General features: G+C 71.9%; 25 protein-coding genes. 13 read left to right on the top strand and 12 right to left on the bottom strand.

The genetic code is table 11. The features are described from left to right. Positions 1-25: 25 nt before the first annotated feature. Positions 26-1,036, top strand: coding sequence for an HrcA family transcriptional regulator (locus H6G99_RS05815; protein ID WP_199296981.1), 1,011 nt, complete (start codon positions 26-28; stop codon positions 1,034-1,036). After that, the gene (locus H6G99_RS05810) at positions 1,036-1,821 is read left to right on the top strand and encodes a proteasome-type protease (protein ID WP_094587418.1); all 786 of its coding nucleotides are present in this window, start codon (positions 1,036-1,038) and stop codon (positions 1,819-1,821) included. Before H6G99_RS05815 ends, H6G99_RS05810 begins: the two co-directional genes overlap by 1 nt. Positions 1,822-1,825: 4 nt before the next feature. Here H6G99_RS05810 and trpB read toward each other — a convergent pair whose 3' ends face one another. After that, complete coding sequence (gene trpB, locus H6G99_RS05805) at positions 1,826-3,085, bottom strand: tryptophan synthase subunit beta (RefSeq protein ID WP_190610483.1); 1,260 nt, start codon at positions 3,083-3,085, stop codon at positions 1,826-1,828. Positions 3,086-3,221: 136 nt separating this feature from the next. On the opposite strand from trpB, the gene H6G99_RS05800 reads away from it, so the two are divergent. The 3 genes from H6G99_RS05800 to cysC are packed head-to-tail and all read left to right on the top strand — an operon-like array spanning position 3,222 to position 5,219. After that, positions 3,222-4,232 carry a phytanoyl-CoA dioxygenase family protein gene (locus H6G99_RS05800; protein WP_094587416.1) on the top strand — a complete coding sequence of 337 codons (1,011 nt, stop codon included), beginning with the start codon at positions 3,222-3,224 and terminating at the stop codon, positions 4,230-4,232. Continuing rightward, positions 4,225-4,548 (top strand): translation initiation factor, encoded by a 324-nt coding sequence (locus tag H6G99_RS05795; RefSeq protein ID WP_094587415.1) that lies wholly within the window; start codon positions 4,225-4,227, stop codon positions 4,546-4,548. The genes H6G99_RS05800 and H6G99_RS05795 overlap by 8 nt, the downstream gene beginning before the upstream one ends. A gap of 44 nt (positions 4,549-4,592) precedes the next feature. Then, a complete protein-coding gene (cysC, locus tag H6G99_RS05790) occupies positions 4,593-5,219 on the top strand; it encodes an adenylyl-sulfate kinase (RefSeq protein ID WP_190610550.1) in 627 nt (208 codons plus the stop codon). Here the strand turns inward: cysC and H6G99_RS05785 are convergent. After that, positions 5,194-6,294, bottom strand: coding sequence for an AI-2E family transporter (locus H6G99_RS05785; RefSeq protein ID WP_190610481.1), 1,101 nt, complete (start codon positions 6,292-6,294; stop codon positions 5,194-5,196). The genes cysC and H6G99_RS05785 overlap by 26 nt on opposite strands. A gap of 79 nt (positions 6,295-6,373) precedes the next feature. Beyond that, on the bottom strand, positions 6,374-6,931 hold the full coding sequence (gene purE, locus H6G99_RS05780; protein WP_190610480.1) for a 5-(carboxyamino)imidazole ribonucleotide mutase: 558 nt from the start codon (positions 6,929-6,931) through the stop codon (positions 6,374-6,376). Positions 6,932-6,979: 48 nt separating this feature from the next. Here purE and H6G99_RS05775 point away from each other — a divergent pair, with 48 nt between their 5' ends. Beyond that, positions 6,980-8,194, top strand: a complete 1,215-nt coding sequence (locus H6G99_RS05775; protein ID WP_190610478.1) for an N-acetylglucosamine-6-phosphate deacetylase — start codon at positions 6,980-6,982, stop codon at positions 8,192-8,194. Between the two features lie 31 nt (positions 8,195-8,225). Continuing rightward, positions 8,226-8,978, top strand: a complete 753-nt coding sequence (bchM, locus tag H6G99_RS05770; protein WP_190610477.1) for a magnesium protoporphyrin IX methyltransferase — start codon at positions 8,226-8,228, stop codon at positions 8,976-8,978. A gap of 111 nt (positions 8,979-9,089) precedes the next feature. Here bchM and H6G99_RS05765 read toward each other — a convergent pair whose 3' ends face one another. The 3 genes from H6G99_RS05765 to H6G99_RS05755 are packed head-to-tail and all read right to left on the bottom strand — an operon-like array spanning position 9,090 to position 11,529. Then, positions 9,090-10,160 carry a pseudouridine synthase gene (locus tag H6G99_RS05765; RefSeq protein ID WP_190610475.1) on the bottom strand — a complete coding sequence of 357 codons (1,071 nt, stop codon included), beginning with the start codon at positions 10,158-10,160 and terminating at the stop codon, positions 9,090-9,092. Then, positions 10,144-10,941 (bottom strand): response regulator transcription factor, encoded by a 798-nt coding sequence (locus H6G99_RS05760; RefSeq protein ID WP_190610473.1) that lies wholly within the window; start codon positions 10,939-10,941, stop codon positions 10,144-10,146. The genes H6G99_RS05765 and H6G99_RS05760 overlap by 17 nt, the downstream gene beginning before the upstream one ends. Before the next feature lie 9 nt (positions 10,942-10,950). Beyond that, entirely contained in the window at positions 10,951-11,529 is a 579-nt protein-coding gene (locus H6G99_RS05755) for a hypothetical protein (RefSeq protein ID WP_190610472.1), read from the bottom strand. A 6-nt stretch (positions 11,530-11,535) separates the two neighbouring features. Between H6G99_RS05755 and H6G99_RS05750 the strand changes: the two genes are divergently transcribed. Together H6G99_RS05750 and H6G99_RS05745 are read left to right on the top strand one after the other, a co-directional pair. Further along, on the top strand, positions 11,536-12,678 hold the full coding sequence (locus tag H6G99_RS05750; RefSeq protein ID WP_190610470.1) for a cysteine desulfurase family protein: 1,143 nt from the start codon (positions 11,536-11,538) through the stop codon (positions 12,676-12,678). A 25-nt stretch (positions 12,679-12,703) separates the two neighbouring features. After that, positions 12,704-13,537, top strand: a complete 834-nt coding sequence (locus H6G99_RS05745) for a hypothetical protein (protein WP_094587408.1) — start codon at positions 12,704-12,706, stop codon at positions 13,535-13,537. Positions 13,538-13,543: 6 nt separating this feature from the next. On the opposite strand, the gene H6G99_RS05740 is transcribed toward H6G99_RS05745, so the two are convergent. Together H6G99_RS05740 and rsmH are read right to left on the bottom strand one after the other, a co-directional pair. Next, positions 13,544-14,128: a DUF456 family protein gene (locus tag H6G99_RS05740; protein ID WP_190610469.1), complete on the bottom strand. Its 585-nt coding sequence runs from the start codon at positions 14,126-14,128 to the stop codon at positions 13,544-13,546. 10 nt (positions 14,129-14,138) lie between these two features. Beyond that, complete coding sequence (gene rsmH, locus H6G99_RS05735; RefSeq protein WP_190610467.1) at positions 14,139-15,038, bottom strand: 16S rRNA (cytosine(1402)-N(4))-methyltransferase RsmH; 900 nt, start codon at positions 15,036-15,038, stop codon at positions 14,139-14,141. A 43-nt stretch (positions 15,039-15,081) separates the two neighbouring features. Between rsmH and H6G99_RS05730 the strand changes: the two genes are divergently transcribed. From H6G99_RS05730 to H6G99_RS05720, 3 genes are all read left to right on the top strand, one after another. Continuing rightward, on the top strand, positions 15,082-16,266 hold the full coding sequence (locus H6G99_RS05730) for an NAD(P)H-quinone oxidoreductase subunit H (RefSeq protein WP_190610465.1): 1,185 nt from the start codon (positions 15,082-15,084) through the stop codon (positions 16,264-16,266). Beyond that, positions 16,263-16,676 (top strand): DUF2752 domain-containing protein, encoded by a 414-nt coding sequence (locus H6G99_RS05725; protein WP_190610464.1) that lies wholly within the window; start codon positions 16,263-16,265, stop codon positions 16,674-16,676. The genes H6G99_RS05730 and H6G99_RS05725 overlap by 4 nt, the downstream gene beginning before the upstream one ends. Before the next feature lie 118 nt (positions 16,677-16,794). Beyond that, complete coding sequence (locus H6G99_RS05720) at positions 16,795-17,898, top strand: fatty acid desaturase family protein (RefSeq protein WP_190610462.1); 1,104 nt, start codon at positions 16,795-16,797, stop codon at positions 17,896-17,898. On the opposite strand, the gene H6G99_RS05715 is transcribed toward H6G99_RS05720, so the two are convergent. Next, positions 17,891-18,577: a hypothetical protein gene (locus tag H6G99_RS05715; protein ID WP_190610460.1), complete on the bottom strand. Its 687-nt coding sequence runs from the start codon at positions 18,575-18,577 to the stop codon at positions 17,891-17,893. The two genes, H6G99_RS05720 and H6G99_RS05715, sit on opposite strands and share 8 nt — an antisense overlap. Positions 18,578-18,706: 129 nt before the next feature. On the opposite strand from H6G99_RS05715, the gene H6G99_RS05710 reads away from it, so the two are divergent. Then, positions 18,707-19,150: an acyl-CoA thioesterase gene (locus H6G99_RS05710; protein ID WP_190610458.1), complete on the top strand. Its 444-nt coding sequence runs from the start codon at positions 18,707-18,709 to the stop codon at positions 19,148-19,150. On the opposite strand, the gene H6G99_RS05705 is transcribed toward H6G99_RS05710, so the two are convergent. The 3 genes from H6G99_RS05705 to H6G99_RS05695 are packed head-to-tail and all read right to left on the bottom strand — an operon-like array spanning position 19,147 to position 20,876. Beyond that, positions 19,147-19,338: a hypothetical protein gene (locus H6G99_RS05705; protein WP_190610457.1), complete on the bottom strand. Its 192-nt coding sequence runs from the start codon at positions 19,336-19,338 to the stop codon at positions 19,147-19,149. The genes H6G99_RS05710 and H6G99_RS05705 overlap by 4 nt on opposite strands. Beyond that, on the bottom strand, positions 19,338-19,604 hold the full coding sequence (locus H6G99_RS05700; protein ID WP_094587399.1) for a TM2 domain-containing protein: 267 nt from the start codon (positions 19,602-19,604) through the stop codon (positions 19,338-19,340). Before H6G99_RS05700 ends, H6G99_RS05705 begins: the two co-directional genes overlap by 1 nt. Before the next feature lie 15 nt (positions 19,605-19,619). After that, positions 19,620-20,876 carry an AMP-binding protein gene (locus H6G99_RS05695; protein WP_190610455.1) on the bottom strand — a complete coding sequence of 419 codons (1,257 nt, stop codon included), beginning with the start codon at positions 20,874-20,876 and terminating at the stop codon, positions 19,620-19,622. Positions 20,877-20,886: the final 10 nt, after the last annotated feature.

Below are 20,886 nucleotides of genomic sequence, written 5' to 3'. Positions count from 1 at the left end.
ATCTTTTCAACTTTTCCCCCATTCCTTGGACACGCTGCCGCGCCGACAACAGGAGGTCCTCCGGGCCACGGTGCGGCACTACGTGGACACCGTCGAACCCGTGGGCAGCCACACGCTGGTGCGGCGTTTCGGCCTGCCGGCCAGCCCCGCCACGGTGCGGACGGCCATGGGGGCCCTGGAGCAGCGCGGCCTGCTGACCCAGCCCCACACCTCCGCCGGCCGGATCCCCAGCCAGCGCGGCTACCGCCTCTACGTCGACCAGCTGCTGCCGGCCCCGGGGGCCGCCGCCCTGCAGCTGGAGCGTGAGCTGGCCGGGATCAGCCTGCAGTGGGCCGCCCTCGATGACCTGCTGCTGCACCTGGCCCGCCGCCTGGCCGATCTCACCGGCCTGCTCAGCCTGATCACCCGCCCCCAGCGGCCCAGCCCCCTGCTGCAGGCGGTGCGGCTCGTGCCCAGCGGCGACCGGCTGCTGGTGTTTCTCGTCCAGGGGCCCGACTTCAGCACCAGCCTCAACCTGCGCCTCGGCGCCGGCCTGGAAGAGGAGCTGCCGATCCTGGAGCGCTGGAGCAACGAGCAGCTCCGCGCCGGCGGCAACGGCCGCATCCCCTGGGAGCGGCTGCCGGCGGAACTGCGCCGCAGCGGCGGTCTGCTGCGACAGGCCCTCGACAGCCACGGCCGCATCCGCAGCGAGGAGCTCGATGCCGTGGTGGCCGCCGGCCTGGGCGGCCTGCTGGCCCAGCCCGAATTCCGCCACAGCTCCAGCCTGCTGCCCGTGGTGCAGCTGGTGGAGCACGGCCCCCGCACCCTGCTCGGGTTCACCGGCTCCCAGGACCCGGTGTTGAACGAAGCGATCTGGATCGGCACGGAGCATCCCCATGCGGCCCTCGGCCAGTGCGCGGTGGTGCAGGCCACCTACCGCACCGGGCACGGCGGCCGGGGCCAGGTGGGCCTGGTGGGGCCGATGCGCATGGCCTACGCCACCGCCCGCGCCGCGGTCCAGTCGGTGGCCTCGATCCTGGAGAGGCTGCTCAGCTGATGACCTACTGCCTCGGCTTCCTCCTCCACAGCGGCCTGGTGTTCGCCTCCGACTCCCGCACCAACGCGGGCGTCGACTACATCTCCAGCTACAGCAAGATGCACGTGCTGGCCCCGGCCCCCGACCGGCTGTTCGTGCTGATGGCGGCGGGCAATCTGGGCACCACCCAGGCGGTGCTCAACCGGATCCGCCGTGACATCGAGAACCATGGCGCCGGCCCCAGCCCCCAGTGGACCCGCCAGGACGACCCTCCGGCCGGGCCGAGCATGCTCACGGCCCGCTACCTGTTCGAGGTGGCCGACTACATCGGCCGGCTCAACGTGATGGTCCAGAAGGAGTTCAATCCCAACCTGCGCCAGGCGGGCGCCAGCGGCGAGGCCAGCTTCATCCTCGGCGGCCAGATCGCTGGCCAGCCCCATGGGCTCTACATGATCTACCCGCAGGGGAACGCGATCATGGCCACCGACGACACGCCCTTCCTGCAGATCGGCGAGACCAAGTACGGCAAGCCTCCCCTCGATTACATCGGCCGCCCCGACCTCTCCCTGGAGGATGCGGCGCGGCTCTGCCTGGTGTCAGAGATCGTCACCCGGCGCTCCAATCTGACCGTGGGGCCACCCTTCGAGATCGCCATGGTCCCCCGCGACGCCTTCAAGGTGAGCCGGCACCTGAAGCTCGAGAAGGAGGCACCGGAGATCCAGCACACCATGGACGTGTGGGCCCGCCATATGCAGGAGGGGCTCCACAAGCTGCCCCGCTTCCCCTGGGAGCACGACCCCCTCTGAGGGCCTAGCCCGCCAGGCCGTCGCCCAGCTTCTCCGCCACGGTGTTGACGTCCTTGTCGCCGCGGCCCGAGAGGTTGAGCACCACTTCGGTGCCGGGGGCGAGGGTGGGGCAGAGGGACTCCAACCAGGCGAAGGCATGGGCCGTCTCCAGCGCCGGGATGATGCCCTCCAGTTCGCTCACCCGCCGCAGGGCCTCAAGGGCCTGGGCATCGGTGACGGCGGCGTACTCGGCCCGGCCGATCTGGCGCAGATAGCTGTGCTCCGGGCCCACGCCCGGGTAATCGAGGCCGGCGCTGATCGAATGGGCCTCCTGCACCTGGCCTTCGTCGTCCTGCAGCAGCAGGCTCATGGCGCCGTGCAGCACCCCCACCCGGCCTTCGGTGATGGTGGCGGCATGGCGCCCGGTGGCCACGCCCTCCCCGGCCGCCTCCACCCCGATCAGACGCACGGACGTGTCCTGGACGAAGGGATGGAACAGGCCCATGGCATTGGAGCCGCCGCCCACGCAGGCGATCAGCACATCCGGCAGCCGGCCGAAGGACTCCAGGCACTGGGTCCGGGCTTCCTGGCCGATCACGGCATGGAAATCCCGCACCAGCATCGGGTAGGGGTGCGGGCCGGCCACCGAACCGAGGATGTAGTGGGTGCTCTCCACGTTGGTGACCCAGTCGCGGATGGCTTCGCTGGTGGCGTCCTTGAGGGTGGCGGTGCCGGCGGTGACGGGCTGGACGGTGGCCCCCAGCAGCCGCATCCGGAACACGTTCAGGGCCTGGCGGCGCATGTCCTCGGCGCCCATGTAGATGACGCACTCCAGCCCGAAGCGGGCGCAGACCGTGGCCGTGGCCACCCCGTGCTGGCCGGCGCCCGTTTCGGCGATGATCCGCTTCTTGCCCATGCGCAGCGCCAGCAGGGCCTGGCCCAGGGCGTTGTTGATCTTGTGGGCGCCGGTGTGGTTGAGGTCCTCGCGCTTCAGCCACAGGCGCGGACCGCCCTCCGGGCGGGCGTAGTGGGCCGTGAGCCGCTCGGCCTCATAGAGGGGCGTGGGCCGGCCCACGTAGGTGCGCAGCAGGTGATTCAGCCGGGCGGTGAAGGCGGGATCGGCCCAGGCTTCGGCCGCGGCCGCCTCCAGCTCCGCCAGGGCGGGCATCAGCGTTTCGGGGACGTACTGCCCGCCGAAGGGGCCGAAACGGCCCAGGCCATCCGGGCGGACCGACGGCTGCAGCTCGGCAGGATCGGCGCTGCGGGTTGGGGCGGTGCTGGTCACCGGCGCTGCGCGAGAGGAGATGATTCACCTTAGGTAGCCGCCACCCAGGGCGGCAGCGGCGGAGCGGAGATCCGGTTGCCACCGGAGAACCATCCGCCCGAACTGCTTCCGACCGCGTCGCCCACGAACGTCAGAGATGCTTCCCGCCGACTACCTGACCTCCCTGCCTCTGGCGGAACGCCTGTATCGACAGCAGCCCGATCTGGCCGGCCGGATCTATTCCGGCCCGGTGCTCGATTTCCTGCGGGATGGGGTGGTGATCTTTCCTCAGGCGCTGGACCCTGAGCTTCTCGATCGGATGGACGGCGACCTCGAGGCCCTGCCGGGTCTGGCCCGCACCTCACTGCTGCACGGCATGATCGGCATCGATGGCAAGGCGGAGCATTACGACGCCCGGGTTCTGCGCAATCTGCCCCGGCTCGGCATCACCGATCTCCGTACGGCCCCCCCGGGGCTGAAGCTCAACGACCTGCACCGCTACTTCGAGGCGGCCCGTTCACTGGCCTTCGCCGATCCCATCATCCATTTCCTCGATGAACTCTTCGGATCGTCGCCGGGGCTGATCCAGTCGCTCACCTTCTGGAAGAGCAGCGAGCAGTCCCTGCACCAGGACTTCTCCTACGTGCATCACCACAGCCGGCTGGGCCACCTGGCCGCCGCCTGGATCCCCCTGGAGGACATCAGCGATCAGGCCGGACCGCTCGTCTATTACAAGGGCTCCCATCTGCTGGCGGACGATCAGTTCTACGACTGGGGCGGGGGTGGGATCCTGGCCAGTCGCGACGGCGACCCCCACACGGCGGCGGGTTACGGCCCGTACCTGGAGGCCCTGATCGAAGCCCAGGACTGGACGCCGACCATCTACCTGCCCCGGCGCGGCGATGTGCTGATCTGGCACGGGGCCCTGATCCACGGCGGCACCCCGATGGGCGACCCCGCGCTCACCCGTCGCTCCTACGTCTGTCACTACACGGCCGCCGCCAACCACAAGGCCATGGCCCGGCACCGCGTCGGTGACGGCTACGACTTCTCCGAGCCCCCCGCCCTGCCCGAGACGATGCGCCCCAGGTCCCTGCCCACCCGGCTGGCCGCCGCCGCCGGCCGCCGCCTCCAGCGACTGATCGCGGGAGGGCCCACCCGTGCCTAAGGGGGGCTGGAGGGAGTTCAGCGGGCCGGACAACCTGCAGCGGCCCGAGGCCGCCTCGGCCACGACGCCCAGGGGGCTCCAGAAGGTGCGGGTGCAGCGCACCCGGGCCGGCAAGGGGGGGAAGCTGGTCACCACCATCACGGGCCTGGAGGCTCCCGAAGCCGAGGCGCGCCAGCTGCTCAAGCGGCTCAAGGCCGGCACGGGCACCGGCGGCACCTTCAAGGACGGGGTGATCGAACTGCAGGGGGATCACGTGGCGGCGGCCCTGGCCGCCCTGGAGAAGGACGGCTACCGGCCGAAGCAGGCGGGGGGGTAGGGGAGAATGCGGCCCGAAGCCCCCGCCCCGTTTCCGTGTCCGAGATGACCTCGCCGGCCAAGACCACCAACATCGTCTGGCACCACTCCACCGTGACCCGCGCCGCCCGGGCCCACCAGCGGGGCCACCGCAGCGCCATCCTCTGGTTCACGGGGCTCTCCGGGGCGGGCAAGAGCACCCTGGCCAACGCGGTGAATTCGGCCCTGTTCGAACAGGGACTGGCCTGCTACGTGCTCGATGGCGACAACGTGCGCCATGGGCTGTGCAGCGACCTGGGCTTCTCCGACGCCGACCGGGAGGAGAACATCCGCCGGATCGGTGAGGTGGCCAAGCTGTTCCTGGATGCGGGCGTCGTGGTGCTCACCGCCTTCGTCTCCCCCTTCCAGGCCGACCGCCAGCGGGCCCGCGCGCTGGTGGAGGACGGTGATTTCCTGGAGATCCACTGCGCCGCCGACCTGGCGGTCTGCGAAGAGCGGGACACCAAGGGGCTCTACGCCAAGGCCCGGGCGGGGGAGATCAAGGAGTTCACCGGCATTTCCAGCCCCTACGAGGCCCCCGAGGCCCCCGAGCTGCGGGTGGCCACCGGGGAGCAGAGCCTGGAGGATTCGGTCGCCCAGGTGATGGCCGAACTGGAGCGCCGCGGCATCATTCCGGCTCCGGCGGAAGCCTGAGCGGCCCCGGTTCTGACCACTCCCTGCGCAGGCGCAGGGCCCAGGCATCGAGGAAGGTCTTGGAACAGCTGGCGACCGGCACCGCCAGCAGCAGGCCCAGCAGCTCCCCCAGCCCCATCAACGCCCCCAGCCGGGCACCGATCGGCAGGCTGATCAGCAGCCAGGCCGGCTGCAGCCCCACGATCGAGCCCATCAGCCGCGGCTGGATCACCTGGTCGACCACCTGGCCGACACTGATCGCCACCGCCAGCACCTCGAGGCCGGTGCGTGGATCCTCGAGCGCCAGCAGCACGCTCACCCCCACGATGGTGAGGGCACTGGCGTAGGGGATCAGGGTGGTGAAGCCGATCGCCACGGCGAACAGCACGCCGTAGGGAATCCCCAGCAGGGTGAACACCAGACTCTGGGCGCCGCTGAGGATCAGGGCCAGCACCACCTGGCCGGCGAAGTAGCCCCGGAAGGTGCGATCCAGGGTGCTGAGCACCAGGGCGCGGGTGCCCGCGGGAAGCCATTCCGCCAATCCCCTGGCGATGCCCTCGCCCCCCAGCAGCAGGAACACCGCCAGCACCAGCACGATCACCGTATTGACGGTGATGCTGACGGTGGCCCCCAGGATCCCCAGCACCTGCTGGCTCAGCTGGGAGGCGATCTTGCTGGTGCGGGTGATCAGATCGCTGCTCAGCCCGCCGAAATCGGTGGGCAGCCCCCGCTCGGTGGCCCAGCTCTGCAACTGCCCCAGCAGGGTCTCCCCCTCCGCCAGCCAGCCCGGAAGGGCGAGCACCAGGTCGCCGAGCTGCTCCACCAGGCGCGGCACCAGCACCAGGGCCGCCAGCACCACCGCCGAGAGGCTCAGCCCCAGCACCAGCAGCAGGGCCAGGGCCCGCGGCAGCCCCCGCTGGATCAGCCAGCGGCTGGGGATGTCGAGCAGGAAGGCCAGCAGGGCCGCCGTCAGGAACAGGGCCGGGAACGGCGCCAGGGGCACCAGCAGCTGGCGCAGCACCCAGAGGTTGAGCACCAGCAGGGGCAGGGCCAGGGAGAACCGCAGCCAGGGGGGCAGGACCAGCCGCTCGAGCATCAGCGGGAGCGGGGCCTGGCCCCGGAGGATCGACGATCGTCGACCAGCTTGGCCTGCCGGGCCGGCGACGGGGAGCGTCTCATCCCTGGCCCATCGCCGCCAGGAAGGCGGCACTGCCGAGGGCCTGCAGGCGCGCATCCTTTGCCACCACCTGATCGTGGAGCCCCCGGCGGTAGGCCTCCAGGGCCTCCGCCAGCCGGGCATCGGCGGTGGCCAGGATCGCGGCCGCCAGCAGGCCCGCGTTGAGGCCGCCGCCGATGGCCACCGTGGCGACGGGGATCCCCGCCGGCATCTGCACGATCGAATGGAGGGAGTCCACCCCGGAGAGGGCCTGGCTGCGGACCGGCACGCCGATCACCGGGAGCATGGAGAACGCCGCCACCATGCCGGGCAGGTGGGCGGCGCCGCCGGCCCCGGCGATGATCACCCGCAGGCCCCGGGACGCGGCAGCCTCGGCGAACTCCGCCATCTCTCGCGGCGTGCGGTGGGCCGAGAGCACCCGCACCTCGCTGGCCACCCCCAGCTGCTCCAGGATCCGCACGGCCGGCTCCAGCGTCGGCAGGTCGGAATCGCTGCCCATCACGATCGCCACCCGGGGGACTGTTGTGCTCGCGGACGGGGCGGGTTCGGGATCCATGGGGTGGTGGCGGCGAGGATGGCATTGTCCCGTCTCGTCGCTGCCCGGATGCGCTGGCTGACCAACCTGCGACTGGCGGGCGACGACCCGGCCCTGGCCGAGGCGGGCTGGCGCTGGCGGGTCGGTGTCGACGACGAGGGGCGGATCGCCCGGGTGCGGCCCACACCGCCGGGCAGCCGGGCCGGTGGGGAGGACTGGGGCGGCGACTGGCTGTCCCCGGGGGGGGTGGACCTGCAGATCAACGGTGGCCTGGGGCTGGCCTTCCCCGAACTGAGCCTGGACGATCTGCCCCGCCTGCAGGCCCTGCTGGAGCTGCTGTGGAGGGATGGGGTGGATGCCATCTGTCCCACCCTGGTGACCTGTGCCCCGGAGGCCCTGCGCCGGGCCCTGGCGGTGCTGGCCGAGGCCCGCCGCCGTCACCGGCCCGGCCGCTGCCGTCTGCTGGGCGCCCACCTGGAGGGGCCCTTCCTGGCGCCGGAGCGCCGGGGTGCCCATCCGGCCCAGCACCTGCAGACCCCCAGCCGGGCTGCCCTTGAGCGGCTGATCGCCGGCTTCCAGGGGGGCCCGGAGGCCGATGTCGCCCTGGTGACCCTGGCCCCGGAGCTGGAGGGGGCCGCCGAGGTGATCGCGGCGCTGCGGGCCGCCGGCGTGGTGGTGAGCCTGGGCCACAGCGGCGCCGATGCGGTGCAGGCCCGCCGGGCCTTCAACCAGGGGGTGGGGATGCTCACCCACAGCTTCAATGCCATGGCCGGGCTGCACCACCGCGCCCCGGGACCGGTCGGGGAGGCCCTGCGGCAGGGGGAGGTGGCCCTGGGGCTGATCGCCGACGGCGTCCACGTGGACCCAACCATGGCGGTGCTGCTGCAGCGGCTGGCGCCCCGGCAGGTGGTGATCGTCAGTGATGCCCTGGCCCCCTACGGACTGGCGGACGGCCGCCACCGCTGGGACGAGCGCGTCCTGCTGGTGGAGGACGGCAGCTGCCGGCTGGAGGACGGCACCCTGGCCGGGGTGACCCTGCCGCTGCTGGAGGGGGTGCGGCGGCTGGCCGGCTGGGGCGGCCTGGTGCCGGCGTCGATCGCCGCGGCCACCCTGGCCCCGCGGCGCCTGCTGGGGGAGCGGCAGCCGCTGGAGCAGCTGCTGCTGGGGCGGCCCCTGGCGGACACCCTGCGCTGGAGCACGGCGGCCGACGGGCGTCTGGACTGGCGGCGCCCCCACGCGGTGGCCGGCGGATCCGAAGCGGGGACCCTGGCCCCCGCTCCCTAGGATCCGGCCCACCTGAACGGCCCTGCGCCCCATGCCCCCGGAACTGCAACCCCCCGCGCCCACCGAGGCACAGGCTGAGACGCAGGCCGAGAAGGCCGAGGTGCAGGCCTACTTCGAGAGCACCGGCTTCGAGCGCTGGAACCGCATCTACAGCGACAGCGAGGAGGTGAACCGGGTCCAGCGCAACATCCGCATCGGCCACCAGAAGACCGTGGACGCCGTGCTGGCCTGGCTGCAGCAGCAGGGCGACCTGGCCAGCCGCAGCTTCTGCGATGCCGGCTGCGGTGTCGGCAGCCTCAGCCTGCCCCTGGCCGCCCTCGGGGCCGGCTCGATCGCCGCCAGCGATCTCTCCGCCGCCATGGTGGCCGAGGCCAGCCGCCGGGCAAGCGAGGCCGGTCTCGCCTCGGATCGGCTGAGCTTCAGCGCCTCCGATCTGGAGAGCCTCCAGGGCCGCTACGACACGGTGATCTGTCTGGACGTCTTCATCCACTACCCCCAGGCGGCCGCCGAAGCGATGGTGCGGCACCTGGCCGCCATGGCCGAGCGGCAGCTGATCGTCAGCTTCGCCCCCTACACGCCGCTGCTGGCGGTGCTCAAGCAGATCGGCCAGCTGTTCCCCGGACCGAGCAAGACCACCCGCGCCTACACCCTGCGGGAAGATGGCATCGTGGCGGCGGCCGCCGCCGCCGGGTTCCGCCCCGTCCACCGCAGCCTCAACCAGGCGCCGTTCTACTTCTCCCGCCTGATCGCCTTCGAGCGCGACCCGGCCCGATCAGCGGCCTGATCAGCACCGGAGGCGGTGTTGCCGGGTCTTTCCCGATTCTGTACAGCCTGTACAGGAACGGGGAAACCCGCCTTGAAACGGTCACACCGATCTGCGACTGAGTTCTGCGGCTCAGCCGGCCTGGGACGCCGCCGCCATGGCCAGGTCCTGCGCCGGTGGGGCCTCCAGCTCCAGGACCGACCCGTCCGGCCGCTGCAGCCGCAGCCAGCGGGCCTGGAGCCGGTAGCCACCCTCGCCCGGCAGTCCCCCGGGGCGGGCCCACCCGCCCGGCCGATACAGCGGATCCCCCAGCAGCGGCGCCCCGATGGCGGCGCAGTGGATACGGATCTGGTGGGGACGTCCGGTGAGGATCGCCACCTCGACCAGATCGGCTTCGCCGCCGCTCTCCAGCAGGGTGAGCTGGCTGTGGGCCGCCAGGGCGGCCGGGTCGCCGGCCTCGGCCGCGCACCAGATCTCCCCAAGCGGCGGGTGGGGGCGCCGGCCGATCGGCGTGGTGATCGCCAGGCTGTCGCCGGCCGCCAGCGCCAGCCGGCCCGGCACCAGCAGGGCCCGGTAGAGCTTGCGGAAGGGCGGGAGCCCGCCACCGACGCTGCCACCCACGCCCCCACCCGCGCCGCTGGCCAGTGAACCCGTGCTCTCCCGCAGCTGGGCGCTCAGCCAGGCGCGGGTAGCGGGCCGGCGGGCGCACACCAGCAGGCCGGAGGTGAAGCGCCCCAGGCGGTGCACCGGCCTCGGCACGCCGGCGGGGTCATCGCCATGGCGGCGCTCCAGCAGCCGCAGCACGGTGTGCTCCAGGAAGCCGCCCGCCGCCAGCACGGGCAGGCCGCTGGGCTTGTCGATCACCAGCAGATCGCCGTCGTCGTGGATCACGTCCCAGTGGGCCGGGACGGCGGGCTCCGGCCAGGGGGGCCGCTGCCACACGAGCCGATCCCCGCCGACCAGGACCGCATCGGCCCGCAGCGGCACCCCGTTGCGGCTGATCTCGCCGTCCGCCAGACGCCGTTCCCAGGCCGCCGCGCTGGTGTGGCCGTAGCGCCCGGCGTAGAAGGCGACGACCCCCATGCCGGCTGCCGCGGGGGGGATGCGGTCGCGGTAGGCCCAGCCGCCGTTGGGGCGGGAGGGCAGCCAGCCCGGCGGCAGGGTCAGGGGTGGGGACGGGGCGGCGTCAATCCACCAGCCCATGCTCGAGGGCGAAGCGCACCAGCTCGGTACGGCTGGCGGTGCCGGTCTTGATGAACAGCCGGCTCACGTACTTCTCGACGTTGCGGATCGACGTCTCCAGCCGGCGGGCGATCTCCTTGTTCATCATCCCCTCGGCCACCAGCTGCAGCACGCTCGCCTCGCGGGGCGTGAAGTCGAGCTTGACGTCGCCGACGGGCTTGCGGGTGCTGCCGCCGCTGCCGGTGCCGGAGCCACCACCGCCGCCCAGCATCGAGCGGATCTCAGTGATCTGGCGGGCCATGGCGCCGATGTCGGCATCGGCGAAGCGGGCCGCCTCCGCCAGCAGCCGCTCCTGGCGCCGCACCACGTTGCGCACCCGGGCCACCAGTTCGTCCGGATCGAACGGCTTGGGGATGTAGTCGTCGGCGCCGGCCTGGAAGCCGGCGATGCGATCGGCCGTCATGCCCTTGGCGGTGAGGAAGATCACCGGCGTGCCGCCGAGCCGCTCGTCGGCACGCAGACGCTTCAGCAGGCCGTAGCCGTCGCAGCGGGGCATCATCACGTCGGTGATCACGACGTCGGGCATCTGGGCCTGGGCGGCCGTCCAGCCCTCCTCGCCGTCATTGGCGGTGGTGACGGCGAATCCCTCGTCCTCCAGATAGGCCTTGACCGCCGTGCGCAGTCCGGGTTCGTCATCGACCAGCAGCAGCCGCACCGGGGTGCTGACGGCGGCTTCGGCCCCCTCCGGCGGCCCGGACGGCTCGGGGGTGGGGCCGGCGGCGGCGGAGGGTTCCTGGCTCATGGGGGAAATCTATCGACCGGGACCGAGCACCACCTGTTCCCGTTCAGGCAGGAGGCCGCTGTAGCCCAGCTGACGGGCCACCGGACCGAGGCTGGCGGGATCCCTGCCGGCCTGCTCAGGGAAGCAGACGGCCCACCACATCAGGTGATCGAGGCGGTTAGCCGGGGTGATCACCCCGCCCGGATTGAGCTCGCGGATGACCAGCCGGCGGGAGCTGCCGGTGATCCGCAGGGGGGCGGTGACGCTGCAGCCGATCTTGTCGGTGGCGACGGTCACCCGGTCGTCGAGCTCCTCCCAGACCTGCACGCGCCACATCCCGGGCTGGGCGGGCTCGGCCACCAGGCCGTAGATGCCCACCACCTCCCGGCCCCGGTGGGTGACCCTGTCCAGCAGCACCCGGAAGCCCTTGGGCCGACTCTCCTCGTTGCTGCGGGACTCGCCCTGGGCGGCCGCCGGGCGGGGCAGGGCCAGGGGCCAGGCCGCCGTCAGAGCAACCGCCGCCAGGGTGAGCGCCGCCAGTGGGGCCATCGGGACGGCCGACCCCAGCCGCAGGGGGGGGACACCGAAGGAGCGGGGACGGATCAGCATGACCCCATGCTGACGTACCTCGACCACCACGCGAGCACCCCGTGCGATCCGGCGGTGGTAGCGGCCATGGCGCCCTGGTGGACGGCGAACGCCGCCAACCCCTCCAGCCGGCTGCACCGGCCGTCCCTGGAGGCGGGCGCGGCGGTGGACATCGCCCGCAGCCGGGTGGCCGGGGCGCTGGGGATGGCCGACGACGCGGTGGTCTTCACCAGCGGCGCCACCGAAGCCAACAACCTGGCGTTGCGCGGGGTGGCCGAGGCGGCCCTGGAGCGGGGGGAAGCCCGCCGCCGGCTGGTGACCCTGGCCACCGAACATCGGGCCGTGCTGGAGCCGCTGGCCTGGCTGGAGCGCCATGGGTTTCCGCTCACGGTGCTGCCAGTGGAGGCCGATGGCCTGGTGGACCACGAGCGCCTGGCGGCGGCCCTGGGGCCCGACACCCTGCTGCTGTCGGTGATGGCGGCGAACAACGAGATCGGTGTGCTGCAGCCCCTGGACGCCATCGGCGCCCTCTGCCGCGATCGCGGCGTGCTGTTCCACTGCGACGCCGCCCAGGCGGTGGGCCACATTCCCCTCGCCATGGCCGACCTCGGCATCGACCTGCTCAGCCTCAGCGGCCACAAGCTCTACGGACCCAAGGGGGTGGGCGCCCTGCTGCGGCGCCCGGGGGTGCCCCTGGCCCCCCAGCAACTCGGCGGCGGCCAGGAGGGCGGGCTGCGGGGCGGCACCCTGCCGGTGCCCCTGATCGTGGGCCTTGGCGCCGCCGTGGCGGGCGCACTGGCCGACCGGGAGGAACGGGCCGGACGGCTCGGGGCCCTGCGGGACCGGCTGTGGGAGGAGCTGGCGGCCCTGGGCGGGGTGCACCGCAACGGCCACCCGCGCCAGTGCCTGCCCCACAGCCTCAATGTCAGCGTCGAGGGGGTGGACGGCACCCGCCTGCACCGCCAGCTGCGCCGGGTCCTGGCGGTGAGCACCGGTTCGGCCTGCAGCCAGGGCAGCCCCTCCCACGTGCTGGCCGCCCTCGGCCTCGACCGCCGCGCCGCCGGCGCCGCGATCCGCTTCGGCCTGGGTCGGGGCACCACGGCGGCGGACATCGACGTCGCCGTGGCGGCGGTGGGCGAGGCGGTGGCACAGCTGCGAGTGCCTGTCTAGCTTTCGGGTCTATGGCCTGGCATGGATGAGCACACCCGGCGGTCGACAGGGGCCCCGGCTCAACTTCGGTGATGCGCTCCAGGAGGGCTGGCGTGCCTTCAGCCGCAGCCCGGGTCCCTTCGTGGGCTTCCCGCTGGTGGTGGTGGCCCTCCAGTTCCTGATCCAGCCCCTGCAGAGCCGCATCAGCAACGGCGGCGTGGCCTCCAGCGACCCCCTCGACTGGGTGCTGTACCTGATCGGGCTGACGGCGAACCTGCTGCTGAATCTCTGGTGCGCCATCGGGCTGGTGCGCGGCGCCGGCAGCGCCCTCCAGGGCGGCCACCCCTCCCTGGGGCAGCTGATGCGCTGGGACGGGGAGGTGTTCGGGCGGCTGCTGCGGGCCTGGCTGCTGCTGGCGGCGGTGGTGGCCGTGCCCCTGATCGGCCTGCTGCTGCTGGTGGGCGGCCCCCTGGCCCTGCTCAGCTTCTACGCCGACCAGCTCGTGCCCTTCAGCCGCACCCTGGTGGAGGTGCTGGGTCTGAGCCTGGCGGTGGTGTTCGCCCTGCTCCTGGGGGTGCTGCTGCTGGGCGTGATCTACCTGGCGATCAACCAGAGCTTCCTCACCCAGATCGTGCTGTTCGAGCGCGCCGGCTCGCGGACCGCCATCCAGCGCGGGCGGGCCCTGGTGGATCCCAGCTGGCTGATGGTGCTGCTGCTCACCCTGATCGGCGGTCTGCTGGTGCTGCTGGGTCTGCTGGCCTGCCTGGTGGGGGCCTTCGTGGCCTGGCCCCTGGTGGTCTGCATCGCCACCGCCGCCTACCGGCAGCTGGCCCTGGCCGGCGGCGGCCCCGATCCCCTGCCGCCCCTGCCCGGCCGCTGAGGGATCTCAGCCGGCGGGCCCGGGGGCGAAGGGGCCCACCGTCAGCAGCACGAAGCCCAGGACCCCCACCAGGGCCAGCAGCAGCTGGGCCACCCGGCTGACGAGCATCCCGGCCACCACCGCCAGGCCCACCAGCAGGGAGCGGCGCAGCCGGCCCAGGCCGGGCGGGCCGAGGGACGGCGGGGCGGTGATCAGCTCCCCCAGGCTGGCGCCCAGCAGCGGACCCACCAGGGCACCCAGCAGGGGCCCGCCCACCGGCAGGGCCGGCAGCAGCCCCAGCAGACCCACCACCAGACCCACGCCGGCACCGACGTAACTCCAGCGGGTGGCCTGCAGCCGGGCCGGGCCGAGCAGCAGGCCCAGGGCCTCGGCACCCCAGCCGAGGAGCAGCAGCACCACCGCCAGCGCCAGGGCCGGCCAGCCGGCGGCCCAGCCGACGGCCCAGCACCAGAGCAGGGCGCCCAGGGGCAGCAGGGTCAGGCCGGGCGCCACCGGCAGCACGGTGCCGGGAATCGCCAGGGACTGGATCAGCAGGGCGATCCACCAGAGCAGATCGGCGCGGTCGAGGCTGGGCAGGCTGGCCAGGGACATGGCGGCGGGGTCAGGCCAGACGGCGGGCCACCCTCAGCTTGGCGGAGCGGCTGCGGGGGTTGGCCTGCTCCTCCACCTCACTGGCCACCAGCGGCTTGCGGGTGAGCCGCTCCAGGCGGGGATCGCTGAGGAAGGCCGTCTTGACGCGCCGGTCCTCAAGGGAGTGGAAGCTGATCACCGCCAGCAGCCCCCCTGGCACCAGCCAGTCGGGGGCCCGCTCCAGCAGCCGGTCGAGGGCGCCCAGCTCGTCGTTGACCGCGATCCGCAGGGCCTGGAAGGTGCGGGTGGCCGGGTGGATCCGGCCATGGCGCGCCTTGGGGGGGAAGCAGCCGGCCACGGCATAGGCCAGATCGGCGGTGGTGCGGCCGCTGCCGGCCCAGGGGCGTTCGGCCACCAGGCGCCGGGCGATGCGGCGTGACAGCCGCTCCTCGCCGTAGCCGTGGATCAGGTCCGCCAGGGCCGACTCCTCCAGCCGGTCGATCAGCTCGGCGGCGGTCTCACCGGCGGCAGGATCCATGCGCATGTCCAGGGGGCCGGGGGCGCGGAAGCTGAAGCCCCGGGTGGGCTCGTCGAGCTGGGGACTGCTGACTCCGAGGTCGGCCAGCACCCCCACCAGGGGGGCGGGCGGGGTGAAGTCGGCGAAGTTGGCGGCCTGGATCACGGCCCGATCGCCGAAGGGGGCGAGCCGCTCGGTGGCCGCGGCGCGGGCGGCGGGGTCCCGGTCGAGGCCGATCAGGCGCAGAGCGGGGTGGGCCGCCAGCAGCAGGGCACTGTGGCCGCCCCCGCCGAGGGTGCAGTCGAGCAGCAGGGCCTGCCCGACATAGGCACCGGCTGGTTGTCCAGGCAACCCGGAGAAGGCCTCAACCACCGAATCGGCCAGAACCGGGAGATGGGCGAACGAAACGGCCATCTCACCTTCCTAAGATCCCGGCACTCCGTTCCTTGCGAAGGGCATGACCCAGCTCGAGACCCGCACCGAGCCGATGGTGGTCAATTTCGGCCCCCACCACCCGTCGATGCATGGGGTGCTGCGGCTCGTGGTGACCCTCGACGGCGAGGACGTGATCGACTGCGAGCCGGTGATCGGCTACCTCCATCGCGGCATGGAGAAGATCGCCGAGAACCGCACCAACGTCATGTTCGTGCCCTACGTGAGCCGCTGGGACTACGCGGCAGGCATGTTCAACGAGGCGATCACGGTCAATGCCCCGGAGAAGCTGGCCGACGTGCCGGTTCCGAAGCGCGCCAGCTACATCCGGGTGCTGATGCTGGAGCTCAACCGCATCGCCAACCACCTGCTCTGGCTTGGCCCCTTCCTCGCCGACGTGGGCGCCCAGACGCCCTTCTTCTACATCTTCCGGGAGCGGGAGATGATCTACGACCTGTGGGAAGCGGCCACCGGCCAGCGGCTGATCAACAACAACTACTTCCGCATCGGCGGGGTGGCCGTCGATCTGCCGTATGGCTGGCTGGAGAAGTGCGCTGACTTCTGTGACTGGTTCGGCCCCAAGATCGACGAGTACGAGAAACTCATCACCAACAACCCCATCTTCCGCAAGCGGATCGAGGGGCTCGGTGTGATCGGCAGGGAGCAGGCGATCAACTGGAGCCTCTCCGGTCCGATGCTGCGCGCCTCCGGCGTGCCCTGGGATCTGCGCAAGGTGGATCACTACGAGTGCTACGACGATTTCGAGTGGTCGGTGGCCTGGGAGAAGGAGGGTGACTGCTACGCCCGCTACCGGGTGCGGATCGAGGAGATGCGCCAGTCCCTGAAGATCCTGCGCCAGGCCATCGCCATGATTCCCGGTGGCCCCACCGAGAATCTCGAAGCCCGGCGGATGGCCGAAGGCAAGAAGAGCGAGTGGTACGGCTTCGACTACCAGTACGTCGCCAAGAAAGTGGCACCCACCTTCAAGATCCCCGATGGCGAGCTCTACTGCCGGGTGGAATCGGGCAAGGGTGAACTGGGCGTGTTCATCATGGGCAACAACGACGTCACCCCTTGGCGCTGGAAGATCCGCGCCGCCGATTTCAACAACCTCCAGATCCTGCCCCACATCCTCAAGGGGGCGAAGGTGGCCGACATCATGGCCATCCTCGGTTCGATCGACGTGATCATGGGATCGGTGGATCGGTGAGCACGGCCGGCCGGCGCTGGATCCGCCGGCTGGAACGCTGCGGCCCCCTGCTGCCGCTGGGGGCCACCGCCTTTCTGGTGCTCAAGGGGCTGCATCCGGGCCTGCCCGGCTTCAGCTGCCCGTTGCGGGCCCTCACCGGCATCCCCTGCCCCACCTGCTACCTGACCAGGGCCACGGCGGCGAGCCTGGTGGGTCGCCTGGATGACGCCGTGGCCCTGCACGCCTTCGGGCCCGTGGTCGCGGCCGGCCTGGTGCTCTGGTCGCTGGCGGCCCTGCGCACCGGGCGGCTGGTGCCCCGGCTGCTGCGGGGCTGGCATCTGGCGGCCATGGGCATGCTGCTGCTGCTCTACTGGGCCGGCCGGATGGGGCTGACCTATGGCATCGGCCTGCAGGCGTTTCCGCTCAGCTGAGCCACGCCGGCCGCTGTCCACAGGGCAGGCCCAGACAGCGCAGTGGGGCGATCGGGCTCCCTAGCCTGCATCCCGGTCGGCCCTCCCTCCTTGCTCTCCGGGCCGCCCAAGGAACTGCTTGCATCACCCGTCCGGCACCGTCGCCCCCGTTGATCCCCAGAACCTGATTGCCCAGCCCGACTACGCCAAACAGCTTCGCCCCCTGTTGCCGGACGAAGCCTTCACGCCCGATCGGGCCACCCCCATCGTTCTCGGCCTCAATGGGGCGATCCTGCTGCTGGGCTGGGCCATGGCCCGCCAGCTGGATGCCAGCCACTGGCAGGGCCTGCTGATCTTTCTGCCCTTCGCCCTGGTGATGGGCAATGCCGTGGTGGTGCTGCTCTTCGCCACCCATGACCTGATGCACAGCAAGGCGATCCGCCAGCCCCAGCTGCGCCAGGCCGTTCAGGTGCTCGGCCTGGCGCTGCTGTGGATGCCCCCCACCCTGTGGAAGGCCGTTCACAACAGAGAGCATCACGGCAAGACCAATTCCGAACAGGATCCGGATCGCAACTACACCCTTCAGCAACCGCACAGCTGGGGTAAGTGGATCCAGAACCTGTTCGTTCCCTCGCTGGAAGTTCATCCCTTCTGGCTGTGGGTGGGGATGACCTCAGCCTGGGGTGTGCATGCCTTCCGGAACCTGACCTCCGTACTGCTGTTCAACAACGGATCCACCCGTTACCCCGTGTTCTCCTTTCAGGTGAGCCGCCGGGAGCGGCGGCGGATCGCCATCGAACTGGCCGCCGTGGTGATGGTCCACCTGGCCATCATCGGCTTCATCGGCCTGCGGCCGGTCCCGCTGCTTCTCGGCTACTTCCTGCCGATCTGGATCGGCTACAGCGTCGTGATTGCCTACATCTACACCAATCACCTGGCCTGCCAGCTCACCGAGACGAACGATCCGCTGATCAACAGCATCTCACTGAAGATGCCAGCCTTCTTCGACACTTTGCACCTCAACTTCTCTTATCACACGGAACACCACATCTTTCCGGGAATGAATCCGGCGTACTACCCCCAGGTGAGGGCCCTGCTGCTCGAGCACTATCCCGAACGCTTCAATCTCCTGCCCCCCCGCGACGCCTGGCAGCTGCTGATGCGGACCCCAAGGCATTACGTGGATGCCACCACCTTCGCCAGCAGTTGCGGCAGCATCACTCGGCCCTGCCCCCTCAGCTGAGCACCCCCCTGTGGTAGGCCGCGTTCTGGATGTAGAAGGTGGCCACCGGCACCGCCACCAACGAGCCCAGGAAGCACGTGAAGACCGATACCACCAGCACCAGCAGCCAGGCCAGTAGCTCGATGCCGGCGAAGATGCGGCCCTGGGGGGATCCGTAGACGGCCTGGAACGAGGAGGAGAAGGCCTCGAGGATGGGGCTGTCGGTGAGGAAGATCTTGTTCACGTAGACCGGCATCACCAGGGTGACCGCGAGGCCCGGCAGGATGCAGAGGACGAAGCCGATCGCGGCGACGATCGTGAACAGCGCGCCGGCCAGGATGTAGCGCACCGGTCGGTGCATCAGCACCCGCAGGGCGGCTTCGGCGTCGATCGTTTCGCCACTGGCGTAATGCATCGCTGGAACCGCCACAAACAGCACCCCCACCAGGTTCGAAAGGATCGTGAACGGCAGCTGCACCAGGTTGCCGAGGACCGCCGCGAGGCCGGCGGCACTGTCTGCCCCGGCGGCGCCGCTGGAAAGACCCACCCCCAGGGTGGTGAGCGCCAGGGAGACCACAAAGCCGATGACGCCGATGACGATCGTGACCACCCAGATCAGCAGGATGGTGGGGATGTGGGCCAGGAAGGCGTCCCAGGCCTTGGAGATGCTGGGCGGCTCGTAGGCGATCGCGGCGGCCAAGGGGAAGGTTGCGTACTGGGCGGAACCTAGGGGCGTTCCGGCAGGCCAGCAACGACTTCGGGCCTGCCCGGGGCAGAAGGGGGCGCCAGCATGGGCCCAGGAGCGCCCTGCCGGCGCCACGGAGGTTGCATGTCCCCATCCGACCCGGCCGACTGGCTGCTGCTCTGCCGCACGGTGCGCTTCGGTGACACCGATGCCGCCGGGGTGATGCACTTCCACCAGCTGCTGCGCTGGTGCCATGTGGCCTACGAGGAAAGCCTGGAGCGGTTTGGCGTGGTGGCCGGCGAGATCTTCCCCGGGCCGGGCCGGACCCCGGCCGTGGCCCTGCCGATCGTGCACGTCAGCGCCGACTACCGGCGCCCCCTGGCCTGCGGCGATCCCCTGGCGATCGAGCTGCGGCCCCTGCAGCTCGACGGCGGCAGCTTCGAGATTCGCTACCGCTTCCTCCACGGCCCCGAGGAGGCGGCCACCGGCCTGACCCGGCACGTGGCCATTGAGGCGGCCAGCCGGCGGCGGACGGCCCTGCCGGGCTGGATCGTGGAGTGGCTGGAGGCCAGCCGGACGGGCCCCTAGCGGCGGTGCATCCCGGCCCAGGCCAGGGCGGCCAGCTGCAGCGGCAGCAGCGCCGCCATCAGGGCCAGGGGGTGCAGGCCGTCATGGGGCGTGGCCGCCAGGGCCAGGAAACTGACCAGCCCACCTCCCGCCACCAAGGCGAGGGCCAGCCGTCGTGGCTTGGCCCCGGCCGGCCGGAGCACGGGCATCAGAACCACTCCCGGGTGGCGTCGATGTACTGGGCCTGGAACTCGTCGGTGGACTTGGTGAGATAGATGACGCCTTCGATCACCCCGATGATTCCCATCACCGAAGCGCCGAAGCCGCAGGTGAGCACCGTGACCAGCAACATGATCAGCCCGGCTTTGCTGTAGCCGAGGACGAACTTGTGGATGCCCAGCGACCCCAGGAAGATGGCCAGCAGCCCTGCCGCCAGCTTCTTGTTGCTGGTCTCGACCTGTTGACTTTCGGTCATGGCGGCAGGGGCGGTTCAGAAGGCTTCTAGCGAGTCCAGCCAGCGCTGCCAACGTCCCCGTTCCCATTTGCCTGCGGCGGTCGGCGCCAGCGAGGGGCAGAGGTGCCAGCTCCGGGGCCGCTCGGCGGGGGCCCAGGCGGCCGTGATGGCCTGCAGAAGAGCCAGCAGCTCGGCCCCTTCCGCCTCACGCCGTGGCCGCACCAGGGCCACCAGCCGTTCCCCCCATTCCGGATCGGGGCGGGCCAGCAGCAGCAGGGCCTCCACGTCAGCCCCGTCGCGGGCCGCCTCGGCCTGCAGCCGTTCCTCCAGCCGCTCCGGGAACACCGTCTCGCCACCGCTGTGCAGGGCCCCATCGAGGCGGCCGAGCAGCTCCAGCCCCTCGGGCCCGATCCGGCCGCCGTCACCGCTGCGCCACCAGCCGTCCGGCTGCAGCGGCAGGGGCTGCAGGCGCCCCCCCACCAGCCGGCCGGGGCTGAGGCGGGCGCAGCGCACCTCCACGGCCCCGGTGGCGCCATCGAGGCGCAGGGCCACGTCCGCCAGGGGCGCGCCACAGCCCGGCACGCCGGCCAGGAAGTCCTGCGGCGGCAGGGCACACACCATGGCGGCGGTCTCGGTGGCGCCGTAGCAGGGGGCCAGGGGCAGGCGAGCGCGGCGGGCGGCGGCCGCCAGCGGGGCCGGCAGCCCCGCCCCGCCGACCCAGATGACGGCGCAGCCGGCCAGCCAGGCCGTGGCCGCAGGGCTGGCCAGCAGCCGGGCCAGCTGGGTGGGCACCAGGGAGAGCAGCACGGGCCGCCCCCCGGGCAGGGGACAGGCCTCGGGCAGGAGCTCCGGCCGGCGCAGCAGCGCCGGGGCCAGCCAGCGCAGCTCCCCCCCCCAGCGGCGGGCCCGCACCAGCGGCAGCAGGCCGCTGACGTGGTGCAGGGGCAAAGGGTCGAGATGGAGGCAGGCCGCCGGCTCCAGGCCCAGGCCCTCCAGCCAGGCGGCGGTGGCGTCAGCGGAAGCCTGCAGATGGGCCAGGGGCTGCAGACACCAGTGGCGGCCGCCGCTGCTGCCGCCGCTGCCCACCACCACGGCGGCCCCGAACCGGGCCAGGTCCGCCAGCTCCCCCGGAGCACCGCCCAGGGCCGCGGCCAGCTCCCCCTGCTGCCCGGGGCCCGCCAGGGCCACCAGCCGTTGCTGCCCCCAGGCCTGCTCCAGGCGGGCCGCCGCCGCCGCCGCGGGGTCGGCCCGGGCGGCATCGAGCAGCAGGGGCGCCCAGGGGGGATCGGCCACGCGGGGTCTC

Origin of the sequence: Synechococcus sp. FACHB-909, assembly GCF_014698945.1 — a bacterium.
Lineage (GTDB): Bacteria > Cyanobacteriota > Cyanobacteriia > PCC-6307 > Cyanobiaceae > Cyanobium.
The sequence above is the reverse complement of the archived record's forward strand: the minus strand, read 5'-3'. Positions and strand labels throughout refer to the sequence as shown.